The sequence below is a fragment of the Caballeronia sp. LjRoot29 genome, from assembly GCF_964252755.1.
In the GTDB taxonomy this organism is placed as follows: domain Bacteria; phylum Pseudomonadota; class Gammaproteobacteria; order Burkholderiales; family Burkholderiaceae; genus Caballeronia.
Map to the genome: position 1 here is coordinate 60,077 of NZ_CAXUPU020000002.1, position 18,534 is coordinate 78,610.

The 18,534-nt window shown below is 59.9% G+C and carries 16 protein-coding genes; 8 read left to right on the plus strand and 8 right to left on the minus strand.

What is annotated here, in order from left to right; all coding sequences use genetic code 11:
- The first annotated feature begins 92 nt into the window (after positions 1 to 92).
- Positions 93 to 968 carry an extracellular solute-binding protein gene (locus ACSQ83_RS02440; protein WP_436227121.1) on the plus strand — a complete coding sequence of 292 codons (876 nt, stop codon included), beginning with the start codon at positions 93 to 95 and terminating at the stop codon, positions 966 to 968.
- Positions 965 to 2,794, plus strand: coding sequence for an ABC transporter ATP-binding protein/permease (locus ACSQ83_RS02445; RefSeq protein ID WP_436227122.1), 1,830 nt, complete (start codon positions 965 to 967; stop codon positions 2,792 to 2,794). Before ACSQ83_RS02440 ends, ACSQ83_RS02445 begins: the two co-directional genes overlap by 4 nt.
- 74 nt (positions 2,795 to 2,868) lie before the next feature.
- Here ACSQ83_RS02445 and ACSQ83_RS02450 read toward each other — a convergent pair whose 3' ends face one another.
- Complete coding sequence (locus tag ACSQ83_RS02450) at positions 2,869 to 3,597, minus strand: response regulator transcription factor (protein WP_414949294.1); 729 nt, start codon at positions 3,595 to 3,597, stop codon at positions 2,869 to 2,871.
- Positions 3,598 to 3,967: 370 nt separating this feature from the next.
- Here ACSQ83_RS02450 and ACSQ83_RS02455 point away from each other — a divergent pair, with 370 nt between their 5' ends.
- The gene (locus ACSQ83_RS02455) at positions 3,968 to 5,425 is read left to right on the plus strand and encodes an MFS transporter (RefSeq protein WP_436227123.1); all 1,458 of its coding nucleotides are present in this window, start codon (positions 3,968 to 3,970) and stop codon (positions 5,423 to 5,425) included.
- A gap of 119 nt (positions 5,426 to 5,544) precedes the next feature.
- Positions 5,545 to 5,715 carry a hypothetical protein gene (locus tag ACSQ83_RS02460; RefSeq protein ID WP_436227124.1) on the plus strand — a complete coding sequence of 57 codons (171 nt, stop codon included), beginning with the start codon at positions 5,545 to 5,547 and terminating at the stop codon, positions 5,713 to 5,715.
- A 118-nt stretch (positions 5,716 to 5,833) separates the two neighbouring features.
- On the opposite strand, the gene ACSQ83_RS02465 is transcribed toward ACSQ83_RS02460, so the two are convergent.
- Together ACSQ83_RS02465 and ACSQ83_RS02470 are read right to left on the minus strand one after the other, a co-directional pair.
- Entirely contained in the window at positions 5,834 to 6,106 is a 273-nt protein-coding gene (locus ACSQ83_RS02465; protein WP_414949290.1) for a hypothetical protein, read from the minus strand.
- Between the two features lie 101 nt (positions 6,107 to 6,207).
- Entirely contained in the window at positions 6,208 to 6,816 is a 609-nt protein-coding gene (locus ACSQ83_RS02470; protein WP_436227283.1) for a hypothetical protein, read from the minus strand.
- Positions 6,817 to 7,188: 372 nt separating this feature from the next.
- Between ACSQ83_RS02470 and motA the strand changes: the two genes are divergently transcribed.
- Both motA and motB read left to right on the plus strand, forming a co-directional pair.
- Positions 7,189 to 8,058: a flagellar motor stator protein MotA gene (gene motA, locus ACSQ83_RS02475; protein ID WP_414949289.1), complete on the plus strand. Its 870-nt coding sequence runs from the start codon at positions 7,189 to 7,191 to the stop codon at positions 8,056 to 8,058.
- Positions 8,059 to 8,109: 51 nt separating this feature from the next.
- Complete coding sequence (gene motB / locus ACSQ83_RS02480) at positions 8,110 to 9,183, plus strand: flagellar motor protein MotB (RefSeq protein WP_436227125.1); 1,074 nt, start codon at positions 8,110 to 8,112, stop codon at positions 9,181 to 9,183.
- Here motB and ACSQ83_RS02485 read toward each other — a convergent pair.
- Complete coding sequence (locus ACSQ83_RS02485; protein WP_414949287.1) at positions 9,172 to 9,540, minus strand: nuclear transport factor 2 family protein; 369 nt, start codon at positions 9,538 to 9,540, stop codon at positions 9,172 to 9,174. The two genes, motB and ACSQ83_RS02485, sit on opposite strands and share 12 nt — an antisense overlap.
- A gap of 270 nt (positions 9,541 to 9,810) precedes the next feature.
- Here ACSQ83_RS02485 and ACSQ83_RS02490 point away from each other — a divergent pair, with 270 nt between their 5' ends.
- On the plus strand, positions 9,811 to 10,989 hold the full coding sequence (locus ACSQ83_RS02490) for a porin (protein ID WP_414966786.1): 1,179 nt from the start codon (positions 9,811 to 9,813) through the stop codon (positions 10,987 to 10,989).
- Positions 10,990 to 11,093: 104 nt separating this feature from the next.
- Here the strand turns inward: ACSQ83_RS02490 and ACSQ83_RS02495 are convergent, their stop codons facing one another.
- On the minus strand, positions 11,094 to 12,749 hold the full coding sequence (locus ACSQ83_RS02495; RefSeq protein ID WP_414949285.1) for a bifunctional aspartate transaminase/aspartate 4-decarboxylase: 1,656 nt from the start codon (positions 12,747 to 12,749) through the stop codon (positions 11,094 to 11,096).
- Between the two features lie 646 nt (positions 12,750 to 13,395).
- On the opposite strand from ACSQ83_RS02495, the gene ACSQ83_RS02500 reads away from it, so the two are divergent.
- A complete protein-coding gene (locus ACSQ83_RS02500) occupies positions 13,396 to 16,098 on the plus strand; it encodes an excinuclease ABC subunit A (RefSeq protein WP_436227126.1) in 2,703 nt (900 codons plus the stop codon).
- 90 nt (positions 16,099 to 16,188) lie between these two features.
- Here ACSQ83_RS02500 and ACSQ83_RS02505 read toward each other — a convergent pair whose 3' ends face one another.
- The 3 genes from ACSQ83_RS02505 to ACSQ83_RS02515 all read right to left on the minus strand — a co-directional run bounded on the left by ACSQ83_RS02505 (position 16,189) and on the right by ACSQ83_RS02515 (position 18,433).
- Positions 16,189 to 17,250, minus strand: a complete 1,062-nt coding sequence (locus ACSQ83_RS02505; protein WP_436227127.1) for an alkene reductase — start codon at positions 17,248 to 17,250, stop codon at positions 16,189 to 16,191.
- A gap of 82 nt (positions 17,251 to 17,332) precedes the next feature.
- Entirely contained in the window at positions 17,333 to 17,629 is a 297-nt protein-coding gene (locus ACSQ83_RS02510; protein ID WP_414949279.1) for an ArsR/SmtB family transcription factor, read from the minus strand.
- A gap of 120 nt (positions 17,630 to 17,749) precedes the next feature.
- Positions 17,750 to 18,433, minus strand: coding sequence for a dihydrofolate reductase family protein (locus ACSQ83_RS02515; protein ID WP_436227128.1), 684 nt, complete (start codon positions 18,431 to 18,433; stop codon positions 17,750 to 17,752).
- Positions 18,434 to 18,534: the final 101 nt, after the last annotated feature.

Here is an 18,534-nt window from a genome sequence, read left to right on the forward strand (position 1 = left end):
TGTCGATGGCGTTAGCGGACAAGTTAGGTCTCAGCGTAATATAGCGGCCTTTATTACGCCTTTATCAATGTGGAATCAACGTGGAGAATCAGATGATCCGTAAGATGATGGTATCGGTTGCGGTCATGGCGGGCGCGCTGTTGAGTCATGCTGCCATGGCGAATGAGGACGCCGTAAACGTGCTGTATGCAGGCTCGCTCGTCAATTTGATGGAGCGCAGCGTCGGCCCCGCTTTTGAAAAAGAAACCGGCCTGCATTTCCAGGGCTATGCCGCAGGCTCGAACAAGATCGCCAACGAGATCAAGGGCAAGCTGCGTCGCGGTGACGTGTTCATCAGCGCGAGCCCCAAGGTGAACACGGGCTTGATGGGTGCCGCGAACGGCGACCACGTGGCGTGGTATGTGACATTCGCCGAATCGCCCTTGATGATCGGCTATAACCCGCGCAGCAAATTTGCCGGCGACTTCAAGACCAAGCGCTGGGACAAGGTCTTGCAGGAGCCGGGCATTCGCATCGGCCGGACCGATCCGAAGCTGGACCCGAAGGGCGCATTCACCGTCGAGATGGTGACCAAGGCCGCCGGTCTTTATCAGCAGCCGGACCTGGTCGAGAAGACACTCGGCGCAGCAGAAAATCCCGATCAGGTCTTGCCGGAAGAAACGCTGGTGGGCCGTTTGCAATCCGGCCAACTTGACGCGGGTTTCTTCTACTCAACCGAGACTTCGGACCTGAAGATTCCGTCCATCCGTCCCGCACCTGAATTGCAAGCCAAGGCGAGCTATACGCTGACCATTCTCGGCGATGCACCGAATTCGGCGGGCGCCACGCGCTTCGTCGACTTCCTGCTTAGCCAGAAGGGCCGCGAGTTGCTCAAGGAACATGGCGTCGATGTCATCAAGCCCGCGATCACCGGTAACGCCCAGGCCATGCCGCCGTCACTTCAGGCCGTGATCGACGCTACTCGATGAAACGCACCGCTGCGCGACCGTTGTGGTGGCTTGCAGCGCTGCTCGCGGTCTATCTATGCGCGCCGTTCCTCGCGAGCGTCCCGCAGGTCGGCGCGGCTGACTGGCACGGGGTCGACTGGACCAGCACGCTGTCGGCGGTGGCTGTATCGGCGGGCAGCGCGAGCGTGGCATCGCTTGTTATCTTGCTGGGCGGCGTACCGCTGGGCTATCTGCTCGCCCGCTCGAATTCGCGCAAGGCGGCGTTGCTGGGGTTTATCGTGCAATTGCCGCTCGCGTTGCCGCCGCTCACCAGCGGCGTCTTGCTGCTGTTTCTTCTTGGCCCCTATAGTTGGGTCGGACAACTGACGAACGGCGCGCTGACCGACTCGTTCACCGGCATCGTGCTGGCTGAAACGTTTGTTGCAGCGCCGTTCCTGATCATCGCGGCGCGCTCCGCATTCGCGGCCGTCGATCCCATGTTCGAAGATGTGGCCGCCACGCTGGGACATCGTGCCGGCAGCCGCTTCTTTCGCGTCACGCTGCCGGTTGCATGGCCCGCGATCAGCGCCGGACTGGCGCTCGCGTGGCTGCGCGCATTCGGTGAATTCGGCGCAACCGTCATGGTCGCGTATCACCCGTACTCGCTGCCGGTCTACACCTATGTCGTATTCGGCGGCCAGGGCTTGCCCGCCATGATGCCCTTGCTATTGCCGACGCTTGCCATTGCCGTTGCATGCGCCGCGTTGTCCATCTATAGCCGCCAGGGCCGCGCTTCGTTGGGTCCGGAACTCGTCAATGGCGACGATGCCGATGACAACGCCCCGGCGCACCCGGTCCTGGACCAGGATGATAGGCGCCTCAAGATCGTGTTGAAAAAAAGTCTGGGCAGCTTCGACCTCGACATCGAATGGGCGCCGCGCACACAACGTCTTGCGATCATCGGCACGTCGGGGTCGGGCAAGTCGCTCACGTTGCGCCTGATTGCAGGGCTTGAAGCCGGGCAGACGGCTAGCGTATCGCTGGGTGAAAGTTCTCTCGACGCACAGCCGCCCGAAGAGCGCAGGATCGGCTATATGCCGCAGGACTACGGCCTTTTTCCGCATATGACGGTCGCACAACAACTCGCGTTTCCGCTAAGCGCGGATGCCGCGAGCGCGCGTCAATGGGTCGATCAACTCGGCCTCGCAACGCTGCTTCTCCGCTTGCCGCATGAGCTTTCATTCGGTCAGCGCCAGCGTGTAGCGCTTGCTCGCGCACTCACGCAGCATAGCCAGCTGCTGCTCTTCGACGAACCCTTCGCCGCACTCGATACCCCGCGCCGCCGCCGTCTGCAGCAATCGTTGCGCGCGCTGCAGCGCGAGATATCGGCGGTCACGGTGATCGTCACCCATGATCCCGATGAAGCCGCGCTGCTGGCCGACGAAGTATTGTTGCTCGAGCATGGCCGCGTGCTTCAGTCCGGACCGGTAAGCGATGTCTTCGAGCGCCCCGCGTCCATGCGCGTGGCGGAATTGCTTGGGCTTCACAATGTCGGGCAAGGTCGCGTGCTTGAAGCAAATCAGATCGAACTGGGCGGCGGGTTGCGTCTGGACATGGCGGGAGACAACGCCACTCCCGCAGGACAAACCGTGATGTGGCGGCTGCCCGCGCTTGCGATCATGCCGTCAGATGAAGGTGCGTTCGAAGGGACGGTCGACGGCATCGAATTGCGGCGCGGAGACCGGTACGCGCGTCTGAGAATTGGCGGTGTGACGTTCGATATTCCCAGCGATGACGCGCGCCTGAAAACCGGCACATCACATCGGTTCGTGTTGGACATAAACAAATTAACTATCTGGTCCATTTGAAGGGCCACAGCCTTCGGGTGCAAATAAAAAAACCGTCTTGCGACGGTTTTTCTTTAGTCAAATCACCACCCGAACTAAGCGGTGGCTTCCTCGCACAGGCTGCCTTCATCGACAGTGTCGCCGTAAAGATGCAGTAGCCGATAGCCGCTTTTGTACACCGGCTGCAAGCGGAAGTGATTCATCGGTTCAATCGTCAGTGCAAGCCTCAGGCGCGAAACGTGGCTGTCGATAGTCCGCGTGGACTCGCGAAATTCTCGTCCCCAGACCATGGCGAAAATATGATCGCGCGACAACACGCGCCCGACATTCGAGAAAAACAGCAGCGCGAGCCGGAATTGCGTACCGCTCAGTTGCACCGGTTGGCCGCGCACGGTGACGCTCTGCTGACGCGAATCGAAGCGATACGGCCCGAGTTCGGTGATCGCCGCGGTATTCGCCGGATACGCACGCCGCAGCAGCGCTTCCACGCGCGCGCCGAACTCGGCGGAACGCACGGGGTGCGTGACGTAGTCATCGGCGCCCGCGGTCAACGCGCGGACCACGTTGCTCTCTCCGCCGTCCGCCGAGGCGAACATCACGGGCACGCGCTCGCCAATGCCCGAGCGCATCGATTTCAACAGGTCGAGCCCGGACAAGCCGGAGGAATGCCAGTCGAGAACCAGCATGTCGACAGTGGATCGGGACAGCGATTTCGACATCGACAAACCATCGCTGAAGGGAATGCAAACATGGTTGAGACGTTCGATGATTCCACCGATGACATAACGATGCTGTGGATCGGACTGGAGAATTGCGATGCGCATGATAACGGGACCGGTGAACCTGCAAACGGTGACTTCGCGCGTACTTAAAAGGCGGTGTTGAAGGCACCAAAGAAGGTCTCATGACGCTCTACGAGACCACTTCAGACGCGCGAATTCTGCAGAGCGGTACTGGCTTGATCTATCGGACAATTCTTAATCCCGGGCAACATATCGTCACAAATGCTTTCAATATGTCTCGCGAAGTCACTGTTTGTGCCCAGACGTGACGGAATCCGGCCCTTTCAAAAAAGTGTTGCCTGCACGCCATGCCGCCCCCATGCCACCCGTTTGACAGCGCTGCGAAAAGCCGACATGCATATTTCACGAACCACGGAAACGTCGGACGCTGCAGATCGATAAGCTGGTCTTCATGAACTCGAACCTTCCCTCCTCACGCGCAGGGCTGAGCACACGCCAGACGCTGATCGTCACCACGGCCAGCATGGGTTTCGTGGTCTCTCAACTCGATGTCACCATCGTCAACGTGGCGCTCGCGAGCATTGGCCGCGACCTGCACGCGAGCGTGGCGGGCCTGCAGTGGACCGTCGACGCCTACGCGCTCGCCTTCGCCGCGCTGATGCTCTCGGCAGGCGTGCTCGGCGACCGCTTCGGCGCGCGGCGCTTGTTCGTCGGGGGCCTGATGTTGTTCGGGGTGGCTTCCGCCGCTTGCGGCTTTGCAATGGATGCGACCCAACTGACCGCCGCACGCGCATTGCAGGGCATAGGAGCGGCCGCCACGCTGCCCAACTCGCTGGTCCTGCTGAATCAGGCCTGCGGTCACGACGACGGGCTGCGCGCGCGTGCCGTGGGCTTGTGGACGGCGGCAGGTTCAGTATCGATTGCTGCAGGACCGATCGTCGGCGGCCTGTTGATCGCTGCGTTCGGCTGGCGCAGCATTTTCTGGGTCAACGTGCCGTTGTGCGCGGCCGGCATCGCGGCGACCTATGCGTGGATCGCCGATAAAAAGCCGGAGCAGAAAGCGCGCGGCGCCGACTTGCCCGGGCAGGTCCTCGCGGCCGTTGCGCTGACCGGCTTTGTCGGCGCGATGATCGAACTGCGGCCGTTGGGCCTGACGCACCCGCTGGTGATCGGCGGCATTGCCGTGGCGCTTCTCGCGGCCGTGGGACTTGTGCTGGTCGAGCGGCGCGCGTCGGCGCCCATGCTGCCGCCTGCGCTGTTTCGGGACCGCACGTTCAATGCGGCCACGGTGTTCGGTATCTGCGTGAACCTCACGTATTACGGCATGGTGTTCGTGCTGAGCCTGTACTTGCAGCGCGTGCTGGGCCACACGCCCTTGCAAACCGGGCTGGCGTTCCTGCCGCTGACCGGCGGGTTCCTGTTGTCGAATCTGGCGAGCGGCGTGGTCGTTGCCCGCTTCGGCTCGCGCTTGCCGATGATCGTTGGCGCATTGATCGATGCGGCCGGTTTCGCCGCGCTTCTTTTCGTCAACGCGTCGACGCCGGTGTGGGCGCTATTGCTGCCCTTCTTGCTGATCCCGACAGGCATGGGGCTCGCCGTCCCCGCGATGACGACCGCCGTATTGGGCTCGGTTGAGCCGGACCGCGCGGGCACGGCGTCGGCGGTGCTGAACACCGCGCGGCAGGCGGGTGGCGCGATAGGCGTCGCGGCGTTCGGTGCGCTGGCGAGTCACTCGGCCATGGCCGAAAGCGCGCAGATCGTGATAGGGGTGAAGGCGTCGGCGGGGGTATCGATGGCGTTGCTGTTATTCGCCGCGGTCCTCGCTTGGCGGGCGATTGAGAGCAAACGTGCGAAGGACGGAAAAACGGATGCGGGATCGATTAAATGCGGCTCGGCGACGCGTTCCTGAGCAAGACGCGGGCGCGTGAAACGCGAACGACCGGCGGCGGGAACGTTAGTTGCGCCTGCCTTGCCATACGCACTTCTCGTGCAACGCGCGGTCCGCAGACCGCTCATGAGGAACTGGATATGTCCACGCCGCCGCCGGACCCGACTTACTTGCCGATAGAACCCGATCCCGACGAGCTGCTCGACCCGGATGCGCCGCCGCCCGAGGACGACCCCGACTTACCCGATGGTCCTGATTCAGCGACGCCTATAGTGCCGGCAGATCCAAAAAACGGCACACCGCGCCTTTGAATTTTCAGCTTTGAAGTGCAGCCTCTCGTCAACAGCAAAAAATGCCCGCCTGCGTCTTGCAGGCGGGCATTTTTCCTTTGGGTGATGCGGTCCGGGCGCGGTACACCCGCGCTATCTGTTAAAGAGCCGTTGTCAGGATTTCGCCCGAGGCGAGTGCCCGTTCAATCAACCCTTCCTGCTGGGCCTTGCGCACCGCTTCGGCGACGAACGTTTCCGGTGCTTCGACCTCGGCTTTGATCGCACCAATGATCCCTGAGGCCTCCACGATCACCAGCGACTTCGCCGAATCCGCCCGGCTGATGATGACGCGTTGCGGACTTCCGCCGTCTGCGATGCTTGCGCAGAATTGAACCGGTTTGCCGTCGATGGTCTGCTCGAAAGTTTGAATCATCGCTGGGTTTCGCCTGTAGTAAATGGAGTTCGCGTCAGGGCACGCATAAAACGTTCCGCCCCAACTTTCGCAAGCCGCGACCGACAGCTTAGACCCATAGTTTAGAACCTATAAGTCACGCCCACCTGGACGACGGGATACCAGCGATACCGTTCCACGTGATCAGTAATGTTTTGCTGTTCCTGATCGATATTCGCCTGCGTCGTCAACTGGCTATAGATGGCCGGCACGGAATAAGAAACATGGGGACGGCCGTACGCCACGCCGAGGTCGCACATAAAGCCAAATCCCTTCGATACCGGCTTGTGACCGTAACCCACGCCGAGGTACGGCATCACGCTCGGCAAGCGCACCGTGGCCGATGGCGCAGGCCCGACAGCCGGCACAAGGTCGTTGCCGATCTTGTAGTTGCCGTCGGCGTCAGGCACCGCATGCCCAGTCAGTTTGTCACCGTTGAAAAGCGCACCGCCCGTCACGCGAAAACCGCTGCTGGAGAACGGGAACAGGTCGAGGTAGAGCCCTCCTTGCTTGAGGCTCAGGTGCCCGTCGTACTTATTGTCGTCGACGGTAAATGAATGCGACAGGCCGAAGCCCTCCACTTCCGCATGCACGCCCGACCACGAGTTGAAGGAATATGCCGCGCCTATCCCTGCGCCCAGCGTGCCGCCCTGTACGTAAATTTCCTGCGCGTGCGCTGCGCTCGTTGCCATCGTTGCGATCGCTGCGGCGGTTGCCGCCCTTAAGACAATGTTCACTGCACCTTCTCCGTAATGTCCCCGGCTCTTTCCCGTGGCGAGACTTTACGGTTTCAGTAATCGTTTCAATGAAGCGAATAGTGACTGTTTTCGAGTTCAGTTCGACGCTCCGGAAAACTGACCTGGACGCCATGAATCAACGCCTCTAATCATCTGATGAATAACACCTAAATTTGATTTGGCGCGATGGAAGGTAACTTTTGCCATGCCCAATCCCTCTACAGGCAAAAAGATACCTTCTCCCTACCCTAAATCTGCTGAGCAGCTTGCCGTTAAGGTCTAGGACAGCTTCATTCAACGGAAGCATAAAAATCAGGCGGAGAGAGCATGTTTGTTGTTATTGGCTGGGTCGTGGTCATCGGGTCGGTGATCGGCAGTTTTCTGGGCGTAGGCGGTCATCTGGCCGCACTGTTCCAGCCCTTCGAGTTGCTGTGCATCTTCGGCGCGGCGGTGGGTGCGTTCGTCGTATCCAATCCGGTGACGACGCTCAAGAAGACCCTCAAGGTCATCCCCACGGCGTTCAAGCAAGGTGGCTACTCGAAAGAGAAGTACGTGCAGCTCATCGCGCTGCTGTACGAGCTGCTTCAGAAGGCGCGCAAGGAAGGCATGATGGCGCTCGAGGTCGATGTTGAAGCGCCACAGAACAGCCCGACGTTCAAAAAGTACGAACACGTGCTCAACGATCACCATCTGCTGGAATTCATCGTCGACTATCTGCGCATGATGTCGAGCGGCAACATCAACGCGCTCGAGATGCAGGACCTGATGGACGAAGAACTCGAGACGCATCACGCGGAAACATCGCTGGCTGCCGGCGCGATTCAGAAGATGGCCGATGGCCTGCCCGCGTTCGGCATTGTCGCGGCCGTGATGGGCGTCGTGCATACGATGGGTTCAGTAGGCGCCGCGCCCGCGATACTCGGCGAGATGATCGCGGGCGCGCTGGTCGGCACGTTCCTCGGCATCCTGCTCTCGTATGGTTTCTTCGGACCACTTGCCGATCTGCTGGCTGCAAAAGGACAGGCCGAAGCCAAGCCGTTCCAGTGCGTGAAGTCCGTGCTGCTTGCATCGATGAACGGCTATGCGCCGGCTATTGCCGTCGAGTTCGGGCGCAAGGTGCTGTTCACCGCTGATCGTCCGTCGTTCCAGGAACTCGACGAGGCCGTCCGCGCCACCAAGCAACCGAAGTCGGCGTGACGAGCCTGTCTCGCCCGCTGCAGATCACGCCGACCATCAAGAGGTTCGCTCATGGCTGACTCCCCTTCTCGCGACCCCATGCAGTCGGTGCTCGCGCCGACTGTTGTAGTGCGACGCAAGAAAAAATCCGCACACGCGGGTCATCATGGTGGTGCATGGAAAATCGCGTATGCGGATTTCGTGACTGCCATGATGGCGTTCTTCCTGCTTATGTGGCTGCTAGGCTCGACCTCCAAATACGACAAGCAGGGCATTGAAGATTATTTCAACACGCCGCTGTCGGCAGTCTTCGGCGGCAAGGACGGCAGCGGTGCTGCACGCTCAAGCTTGATTGAAGGCGGCGGACGCGATCTCTCCAGTTCGCGTCCGGGAGAAGCCACCAAAAGCCAGACCCAGCCCTTGCCGAAGACAACCGAACGCACGGCCGCAAGTGCCGCTGCAATCGCGGCCGCCGCGGTCAAGGACGACGCAGAGCGCCTGAAACAACTCAAGCAGAAGCTTAGTGCGTTGATCGAGCGCACGCCGGCGCTGGCCGCGTACAAGGACCAGATTCGCATCAACATCACGAGCGAAGGATTGCGCATCGAAATTGTCGACTCACTCAAGCGGCCGATGTTCCCCTCAGGCAGCGCAAAGCTGGAAACGTATGTGACGACCATCCTCGGGCAGATCGGCTCCTCGCTCAACGACGTGGATAACCGCGTGTCGATCGCCGGACACACGGACGCCGTGCCGTACTCAGGTGGCGAAGCAGGGTATTCGAACTGGGAGTTGTCGAGCGAACGGGCGAACGCCGCACGCCGCGCGCTGATTGCAGGCGGCATGAACGAAGGCAAGATCCTGCAAGTGCGCGGACTGGCTAATGTATTGCCGCTCAATAAAGCAGTCGCCGATGAACCCACTAACCGGCGCATCAGCATCCTCGTTTTGAACAAGGCCGCCGAACAAACCTTCTTTGCGGACGGCGGTCGGACCGCCGTGGATGAATCGAAGCCGGCTAGCTCAATGATTCCGGCGGTCGTTGGGTCGCAGGCGGCAAGCGCGGTGATTCCGCCGGTCGTGGGGGACCAACAGGCGAAGCCTCGAGTTGCGTCGGCGAACGCCCGGCCGGCCTTAAAAAGCTAGCACGCTGCAGTGAGCGGCGGCGATTTTCCAGCCGCTCTCCGTTTCCACCCACATGCGCGTGTAGCGCAGATTGGCGGAAAGCGGCACGCCGCCAAATTGGCCGGCGAGCGCCGCATGCGTGAGCGTCACGGCGCTCCTGTCATACACGCGCACCGTCTGTTCCTTGATCTCCAGCCGCTCGATCCGCTGTATTCCATGGCGATGCGCGTTCAGGTCGTCGGCCTTGCTCCACACCTTGCCCGTTGCATCGACGAACGTGAGGTCGTCGGCGAGCAACGTATCAAGCACGTCTACGTCCGATGCAAGCATGGCCTCGCGCAACCGCTCCTCGAGTGCCGCAATCACGCTCTCTGTCATGGCTTTGTCCCTCGCTTGAAGATGAGCCGTCAGCATAGCGCGACGGCTCGCCAAAGCGCTTCCGCACGCCTCTCCGATACCCGTTCCTGGGATTTATCGAAAGTATTTTTCTGAAGCCGTCGCTGAAAAACAACTGTCATATACCTTACACACCCGTTCGCTAAAGTCCGCCCGTCGCGAGCTACAGACCGTCAGAGTCCGATGCCGTGCAGCACCTATTTGCTTCATTGACAAGTTTCGCTTAATCACACCCACGCTAGGGAGAACGTTTTGAACCGTAAAACACTGCTCGCCACTGCTGCAATGGCGGCATTCGCCGCATCGGCAACCACTGCTCAAGCTCAAAGCAGCGTCACGCTTTACGGCCTTATCGACGCCGGTATCAGCTACGTGAACCACGCAGCCGTCGGCACGACAGGCAGCTCGAAGAACTTCAAGTATGACGACGGCGTATCGCAAGGCAGCCGTTGGGGCCTGCGCGGTGCTGAAGACCTGGGCGGCGGCCTGAAGGCGATCTTCACGTTGGAAAGCGGTTTTAACAGCGGCAACGGTACGCTCGGCCAGGGCGGCGCGGAATTCGGCCGTCAAGCGTATGTGGGGATTTCCAAGTCGGATATCGGCTCGGTCACCCTCGGCCGGCAATACACGTTCTCGACCGATTACCTCGGCGGTTCGTACTCCATCGGCGGCCAGACGGTTGCAGGCAACTACGCGTATCACATCAACGACGTCGACCAGCTCACGTCGAGCCGTATCAACAACTCGATCAAGTTCAGCAGCGCCAACTTCAGCGGCCTGACGTTTGGCGGCTTGTATGGCTTCTCGAACCAGGCTGGCGCATTCGAGGGTTCGCCCACGACGACGACCGCAGGCGTGACGACGCAAGGTTCATCGCGCGCTTACAGCTTCGGCGCGAACTACGCTAACGGCCCGTTCGGCATTGGCGCGGCTTACACCGACATCCACTACCCGGGTTCGTCCACGCCGGCGTTCAGCACGAACATCGCGAACGTTTCGACGGGCGGTACGAAGGACCTGCGCACGTTCGGTGTTGGCGCCAGCTACAAGTTCGCTGCTGCAACGGTGTTCGGTCTCTGGACCAATACGCGCTTCGAAGCCATCACGGGCGCAACGTCGAAGTTCAACGCGTATGAAATCGGCGGCAAGTATGCGTTCACGCCGGCTCTTACCGGCGGCCTCGGCTACACGTACATGAAGCTGACCGATGCAGCGCAAGGCAAGTGGCAACAAGTCGACGCAAGCGTGGACTATGCGCTGAGCAAGCGTACCGATGTCTACGTGCTGGCCATCTATCAAGACGCGTCGGGTTCGAATGCAGGCACGCCGGTGCAGGCTGAAATTGGTTCGAGCACAAGCTACTTCGGCAACTCGGGCAAGGGTTCGTCGAATCAGATCGCTGCACGCGTGGGTATTCGCCACAAGTTCTAAAGCAGGCGTTTGACGATAAAACGGGCCACTGGGGTAACTTTTCCCGGTGGCCCGTTTTTCGTTTGACGCTTAAGCAGACGTCTTTTCGAGGCGTCGTTGCTGGCTTAGAGCACCTTGTTTTTATCGAGCGACTTGCCCGTTGCGGCGTTATAGCGCTCGACATACTCCACCATCAGCTTGCGCATCGCGCGGCCGATCGCCTTGTAGTCGCTCTCATTGAGATTGGCAAGCGACACGCGGCCCGATGGGTGCTGCGTACCGAAGCCGCGTCCCGGCAAGAGCACGACACGTGCTTCTTTCGCAAGGCGGAACAGCAGCTCGGAGGGCTCGGTATTCTTGAAGAGCCACGCGACGAACTCCGGCCCGTACGCACGATTGCCGAGGAATTCGAGGTCGATGATGGTGTAGTAATCGACCTGATTCACGTCGCTGTCGTCAAACGATATCCCTATCTCCCGGTACAACGCCTCTTTGCGGCCACGAATCAGGCGCTTGAGCGCGTTCTTGTACGCGTCAGGCGTATCCATCAGCGCGAACAGCGAGAACAGCACCATCTGCACTTGCTGAGGCGTGGAAAGCCCCGCCGTGTGGTTCAGCGCGACGGTACGGCTGTCGGCCACCAGGCGGTCGATGAACTTCAGGTTCTCCGGCTCGGTGGTGATCGACTCATAGCGCTCGTGCAATTCCTTGCGCTGATCCTTCGGCAACTTGCGGATCAGGTCATCGATCACGTTCTCGCGGTGCATGGCGATCGTGCCGAGCCGCCAGCCTGTCGCGCCGAAATACTTCGAATACGAATACACGAGGATAGTGTTCCTCGGACACAGGGCGAACAGCGAGACGAAGTCGTCGGCGAAGGTGCCGTACACGTCGTCGGTCAGGAGGATCAGGTCGGGCCGTTCCTTCACGATCTCCGCGATGTACTCCAGGCTTTCGGTATTCATCTTGACCGAAGGCGGATTGCTCGGATTCACGAGGAAGAACGCTTTCACCTTCGGATCGCGCAGCTTGTCGAGTTCCTTCTTCGAATATTGCCAGCCGAGTTCCACGTCGGCATCCAGATTGACCACGTTCAACTGGTAGTCGTTAAGCGTCGGAATCTCGATATACGGCGTAAAGATCGGCGAGCCCAGCGCGATGGTGTCACCTGGTTTGATCAGGTGATTCTCGCGCATCGTGTTGAAGATATAGGTCATGGCGGCGGTGCCGCCTTCAGTTGCGAAGATATCGAAGTCGCCGACGAATGGATGTTTGCCGATCATTTCTTTCTTCAGGTACTGCGCAACAATCACCTCCGACAACTTGAGCATCCGATCGGGCACCGGATAATTCGACGCAAGAATCCCTTCGCACATTTCATAAAGGAATTCGCTGCCACTCAGGCCGAGCTGGTCGCGCACATACGAGAGCACGCCGCGCAGGAAGTCAATGCCGGGAACGCCTTTATTGTCGCGGGCAAAGATTTCAAAGCGCTCTTCCAGTCCCTCGCGCTTCGGAAAGCCGCCCAGCCCTTCGGGCATGTGGGCGAACGATCGCTCCGACTCACGCATGGCGAACAGGCCCAGTTGCCAGAAGCCGTGGCGCGGAATGGTGGCGAGGAAATTCGGATTACCCCGGCCAGCATTGAGCATGGCCGCGTTGGCGGGACGCTCGACCGCACCGCCGCCGGCGGCCTTGATTAATTCGTCCTTGAGTTCGAACGGGCTGAGCGCCGCGATCTTGGATTGTTCCTGCGAGCCCGCCTTTGTAGATTTTGCCATCCAACACCTCCAGAAATGATCGACTGCTTGAAAGAGCGACGTTTTCGAGGAACGCCAGTCCCTTTGGGAGTAAAGCGGCAATGAATTTTCAGGTTATGCGTGAGTTGTGCCTTATTAACCGAGTACTGCAACACATCTCTTTTTTTACCGGTCTTCGCAACAATCCCGCCAACCGGCACGTAGACTGTTTATGCATTATGAGGACGATAATTTTAGGTAATGAAATAATCCAACACCATTCGCAGCCTTGCGAGTTAATAGTCTAAGGGAGAAACCTTCAAACGCAATCGCTTTATGTTTTGCCCGTGGAGATTGAGCGTGAACCGCCAAACAGTGTTTAAAGCGCTTGATACTCCATGCTATTACCGAACGTCAATTACACCATTGCACAGAAACATAACAAACTAACTAATTGGCCGATTTTTTGTTGCCGACGGCTTAAATCCCCTCTGTGCACCCGGGTGAAAATCCCGGATATCACAAAGCAGGCATGCAGGCACGCCTCGTGCGCCCAATGCCCCTGCCGTATCGACAGTATTTTCGGCAGCCACCTAAACTGTCGGCCATCCGCGTGGCCACTTCATCGTGTTCGGACACGACCTTGCGGCCGTCTGGGCAAACCAATACCACAATGGCTTTAAAACGCATGGCAATCAGAAACAAGCAACCCGACGACAAATCGATATCGATATCGACATCGACATCGCTTGACCCTTCCCGGACCGGCTTCGTGCGGGTGCGCGGCGCCCGCGAGCACAACCTGCGCAACATTGATGTCGACATTCCGCGCGACGCTCTCGTCGTCTTTACCGGCGTCTCGGGATCGGGCAAGTCATCGCTGGCGTTCGGCACGCTCTACGCCGAAGCGCAGCGCCGTTATTTCGAATCCGTGGCTCCTTATGCGCGTCGCCTCATCGAGCAGGTTGGCGTGCCGGAAGTGGATTCCATCGAAGGTCTGCCACCCGCTGTCGCTCTGCAGCAGCAACGCGGTACGCCCAACGCGCGCTCGTCGGTGGGCAGCGTCACCACGCTGTCCAGCCTCGTGCGCATGCTGTACTCGCGCACCGGCACCTACCCGGCGAAACAACCCATGCTGTTCGCCGAGGACTTCTCGCCGAACACGGTACAAGGGGCGTGTCCCACGTGTCACGGCCTGGGGCGTGTCTACGAGGTGACCGAACAATCGATGGTCCCCGACGACTCGCTGACTATCCGCGAGCGCGCCGTCGCTGCATGGCCGCCGGCATGGCATGGTCAGAACCTGCGCGACATCCTGGTCACGCTCGGATTCGATGTCGATAAACCGTGGCGCGACTTGCCGAAGCAAGACCGCGACTGGATCCTGTTCACGGACGAGACGCCGACCGCGCCCGTGTACGCCGGCATGACGCCGCAGGAAACACGCGCGGCGCTCAAACGCCACGCGGAACCGAGCTACCAGGGCACGTTCACCGGCGCGCGGCGCTATGTGCTGCACACCTTCGCCAACACGCAAAGCGCGTTGATGAAGAAGCGCGTATCGCGTTTCATGGTGAGCAGCGCGTGTCCGTCGTGCCATGGCAAACGATTGAAACCCGAGGCGCTATCCGTGACGTTCGCGGGGCTTGATATAGGCGAGTTATCGCAGATGCCGCTCGCCCGTGTCGCCGATGTATTGCGTCCGGTCGCTCGCGGTGAAGCGCCGGCGGCCGCGAAGGATCCAGCGGCCGCGGCACCATCGGACAGCGAGATATTGAGCAAGGACGAGATGCGTGCCGCCGTCGCACGACGGGTCGCATCCGGCGGATCGGAGCACAAAGCCTCCCCCGATATTAGACGGACTACGAATCAATCGAAAGAGAAGCAAGTCGCGGCTCAACGCATTGCAAGCGAGTTGCTCGAACGCCTGACTACACTCATCGATCTTGGACTGGGGTACCTCGCGCTGGACCGCGGCACGCCGACTTTGTCGTCGGGCGAGCTGCAGCGGCTGCGGCTTGCGACGCAACTCGCGTCGCAATTGTTCGGCGTGATCTATGTCCTAGATGAACCCTCCGCCGGCCTTCATCCAGCCGATGGCGAAGCGTTGTTCAGTGCGTTGCAGCGTCTGAAGGCCGCGGGCAATTCGCTGTTCGTGGTCGAGCATGATCTGGAAATGATGCGCCGCGCGGACTGGCTCGTGGATGTGGGTCCGGCCGCGGGCACGGCGGGCGGCCAGATTGTCTATAGCGGGCCGCCCGCCGGATTGGCCCACGTCGAGGAATCGCAAACGCGGCTGCATCTATTCGGCGATTGCCGGCCGGCTCCGCGTTCGAAGCGCACGCCGACGGACTGGCTGCGGCTTGCGAATGTGACGCGTAACAACTTGCAGGACCTGGAGGTCGCGTTTCCGCTCGGCTGCTTCACGACGGTCACAGGGGTTTCTGGCTCGGGCAAATCCAGCCTCGTCAGCCAGGCGCTGCCGGAGTTGGTTGCGGAGCGGCTCGGCCGGCCGATAGCGGCAGAAACGGATGAGGAGCGCGATCCGTTGCTGGATGTCGAGGACATTACTACTGGCGGTGAAATCACGGCCGGGATGGAGAGAATCCGGCGCCTGGTTCGCGTCGATCAGAAACCGATTGGGCGCACGCCGCGCTCGAATCTCGCCACCTACACCGGCCTCTTCGATCATGTGCGCAAGCTGTTCGCGGAGACGCCCACGGCGCGTCGCCGCCGTTATGACGCGGGCCGGTTCTCGTTCAATGTGGCGAAGGGTCGATGTCCCACGTGCGAGGGCGAAGGATTCGTGAGCGTTGAATTGCTGTTCATGCCGAGCGTGTACGCACCATGTTCAACCTGCGGAGGAACACGCTACAACCCGGAGACGCTGGAGATCGAGTGGCAGGGTAAGAATATTGCGGACGTGCTGCAGATGACCGTGGACACCGCCTGCGCGTTCTTCGCTGACGAGCCGCAGATCATGCGTGCGTTGACCGTGCTCAAGGACATTGGACTGGGCTATTTGCGTTTGGGTCAACCAGCGACCGAGTTGTCTGGCGGCGAGGCGCAGCGAATCAAGCTCGCGACCGAACTTCAGCGAGCGCAGCGGGGCGAGACCCTTTACATCCTGGATGAGCCCACAACGGGGTTGCATTCCACGGACAGCGACCGCTTGCTGGTTCAATTGCAGGGTCTGGTCGATGCGGGCAACACAGTGATCGTGGTTGAGCACGACATGCGGGTGGCGGCCCAAAGCGACTGGGTCATCGACATGGGACCGGGCGCGGGCGAGGAAGGCGGAAAGGTAGTGGTCGGCGGCACGCCGGAGGACGTGGTGAAGCGGGGGAAACACAGCAATACTTCGAGGTATTTGAAGGCCTGCCTGCTCTGAGTTCACGGCTCAGAAGCGAAGCCAAGAAAACAAAACAGCCGGTGACTTCCCATGAAGCCACCAGCTGCCGCCAACCAAAAATCTGACCGCTTAGTCCATCGTCTCGAGCGTCGGATAGTCCGTGTACCCTTCGGTGCCACGAGCATAGAACGTTTCGGGAACCGGTGCGTTCAACACGGCATTGCTCTCAAAGCGTTTCACGAGATCCGGGTTGGCAATAAACAACTGCCCCCACGCGACGGCGTCGGCATCACCGCGGTCGAGCGCTTCCTGCGCGCTTTCCTTGGTGAACTTCTCGTTCGCGATATAAACACCACCGAAGGCACGCTTCAACAGCGGTCCGATCGAGTCTTCGCCCACGCGTTCACGTGCAGCAATGAACGCGATCTTGCGCTTGCCCAACTCACGTGCAACATAGCCGAAGGTAGCAGCGGGATCAGTGTCGCCCATGCTGTGCGAATCGGCGCGCGGTGCGAGGTGCATGCCAACCCGGTCAGCGCCCCAGACTTCAATACATGCGTCGACCACTTCGAGCATCAGCCGTGCACGATTTTCAGCCGGACCGCCGTAGATGTCCGTGCGTTTGTTCGTGCTGTCCTGCAGGAATTGGTCGAGCAGATAACCGTTTGCGCCGTGCACTTCAACGCCGTCGAAACCGGCGAGCTTCGCGTTCTCAGCACCTTTGCGGAAAGCTGCAACCACGCCTTGAATCTCGTCGAGTTCAAGCGCGCGCGGCGTCACGAATTCGCGTTGCGGCCGCACGAGACTCACATGACCTTGCGCTGCAATTGCGCTCGGCGCGACCGGCAGGTCGCCGTTGAGGAAGATCGGGTCGGAGATTCGGCCGACGTGCCACAGTTGCAGCAGGATCGTGCCGCCTGCGTCGTGGACGGCCTTCGTCACCAACTTCCAGCCTTCGACCTGCTCGTCCGACCAGATGCCCGGCGTTTCAGCATAACCCACGCCTTGAGGCGTAACCGAGGTCGCTTCGCTCAGGATCATGCCGGCGCCAGCGCGCTCAGCGTAGTACTGCGCCATCAACGCATTGGGCACGCGTTCAACACCTGCGCGCTGACGCGTGAGCGGTGCCATGATGATGCGGTTGCGAAGATTAAATGCACCAGCTTTGAGCGGATCGAAAAGATTTGGCATTTTGAAAGCATTCCTAAATAGACTGTAAAGGGAACCAGCAGCCAGAACACGGTGAACAAGCTGACGCTTCGGGAGCCGTTTTTCAAAGGCCCTTATGAAGCTGGTCGAGAAAAGCCTGGATAACCGCATCGTCGCGCTTGAAGAATATCCACTGCCCAACCCGCTTTGAGGTCACGAGGCCCGCTTTATGAAGCGTGGCCAGGTGAGCCGACACCGTGGATTGGGACATATCGCAACGCGCGTCGATCTGACCGGCGCACACGCCATTCACGAGCGGAAATTCCTGCTCGGGAAAGTAGACCTCCGGGTCCTTGAGCCACGCGAGAATCTCGCGGCGGACAGGATTGGCCAAGGCCTTGTGAATAGCGTCGATATCCATGGAAAAACGGCTTTAGGTAGAATCGCGATGAGACGAATTATATTTCGTATAAAACCGATATACAAGCAATCCACTATCGACGATAGGGGTAATCCCGGATCTCGCCGCTTGCCGTCGTCTTCAACTCGTTTTGCGTGCGTAACGAAGCCATACCGCGTCATGCTCGACGTGCTCAACTGACGCCAGGGTCAGATATGCGGGGTTTTTCCATGCGTTCATCGGCACTTCGAATGACGACGGATGTTCACTGCGGCCGTCCACCAGTGGCATGATCAGCACGCTCACCTCATCGACCAGACCGGCATTCACGAACGCGCCGCTCACGTGCGAACCGCCTTCTACGATCAGCTTCTTCACGCCCAGCTCGCGTTCAAGCGTATCGATCACTTCAGCCAGATCGATCTCCGTCTTGCCGCCGAAAACGTACGACACGTCAATTGACTGAAGATAGGCGAGATAGTCGTCGGAGACCTGCTCCGTCAGCACTTCGATCACATGCGACTTCAATGCGGTATTCGATTTCCATTCAACCAGTCCCTTCGGGTCAATGGAAATGGCGTATTGATCCGCGCCGCGTTGGGCGAAGTGATTCGTGCGAGGAATCGGCTGCTTCGCGAGGCCTTTCGGATACCCCTCGCCGTGCGCGATTTCCTGCATCGTGACGCGGCCGCAAATCCAGCCGTCGGCTTCAAAAGTCGCTGCTGTTTTCTCGTAGAGATCGGACGCGAAGTCGAGATGCCAGCCATCGGTCAGACTGCGGCCATCGACGGAAGACATCATGTGGCAAACAATAGTGGGCTTCATGGGCGTTGGTTTGAGTGTTGGGGGGAAAGCGGAGAATGCAGCAAGTAGTGTTCCGCGCCGCAAGCTGAAAGAGCGGGACGCGGCCGTCCTGAAGCCCAGAA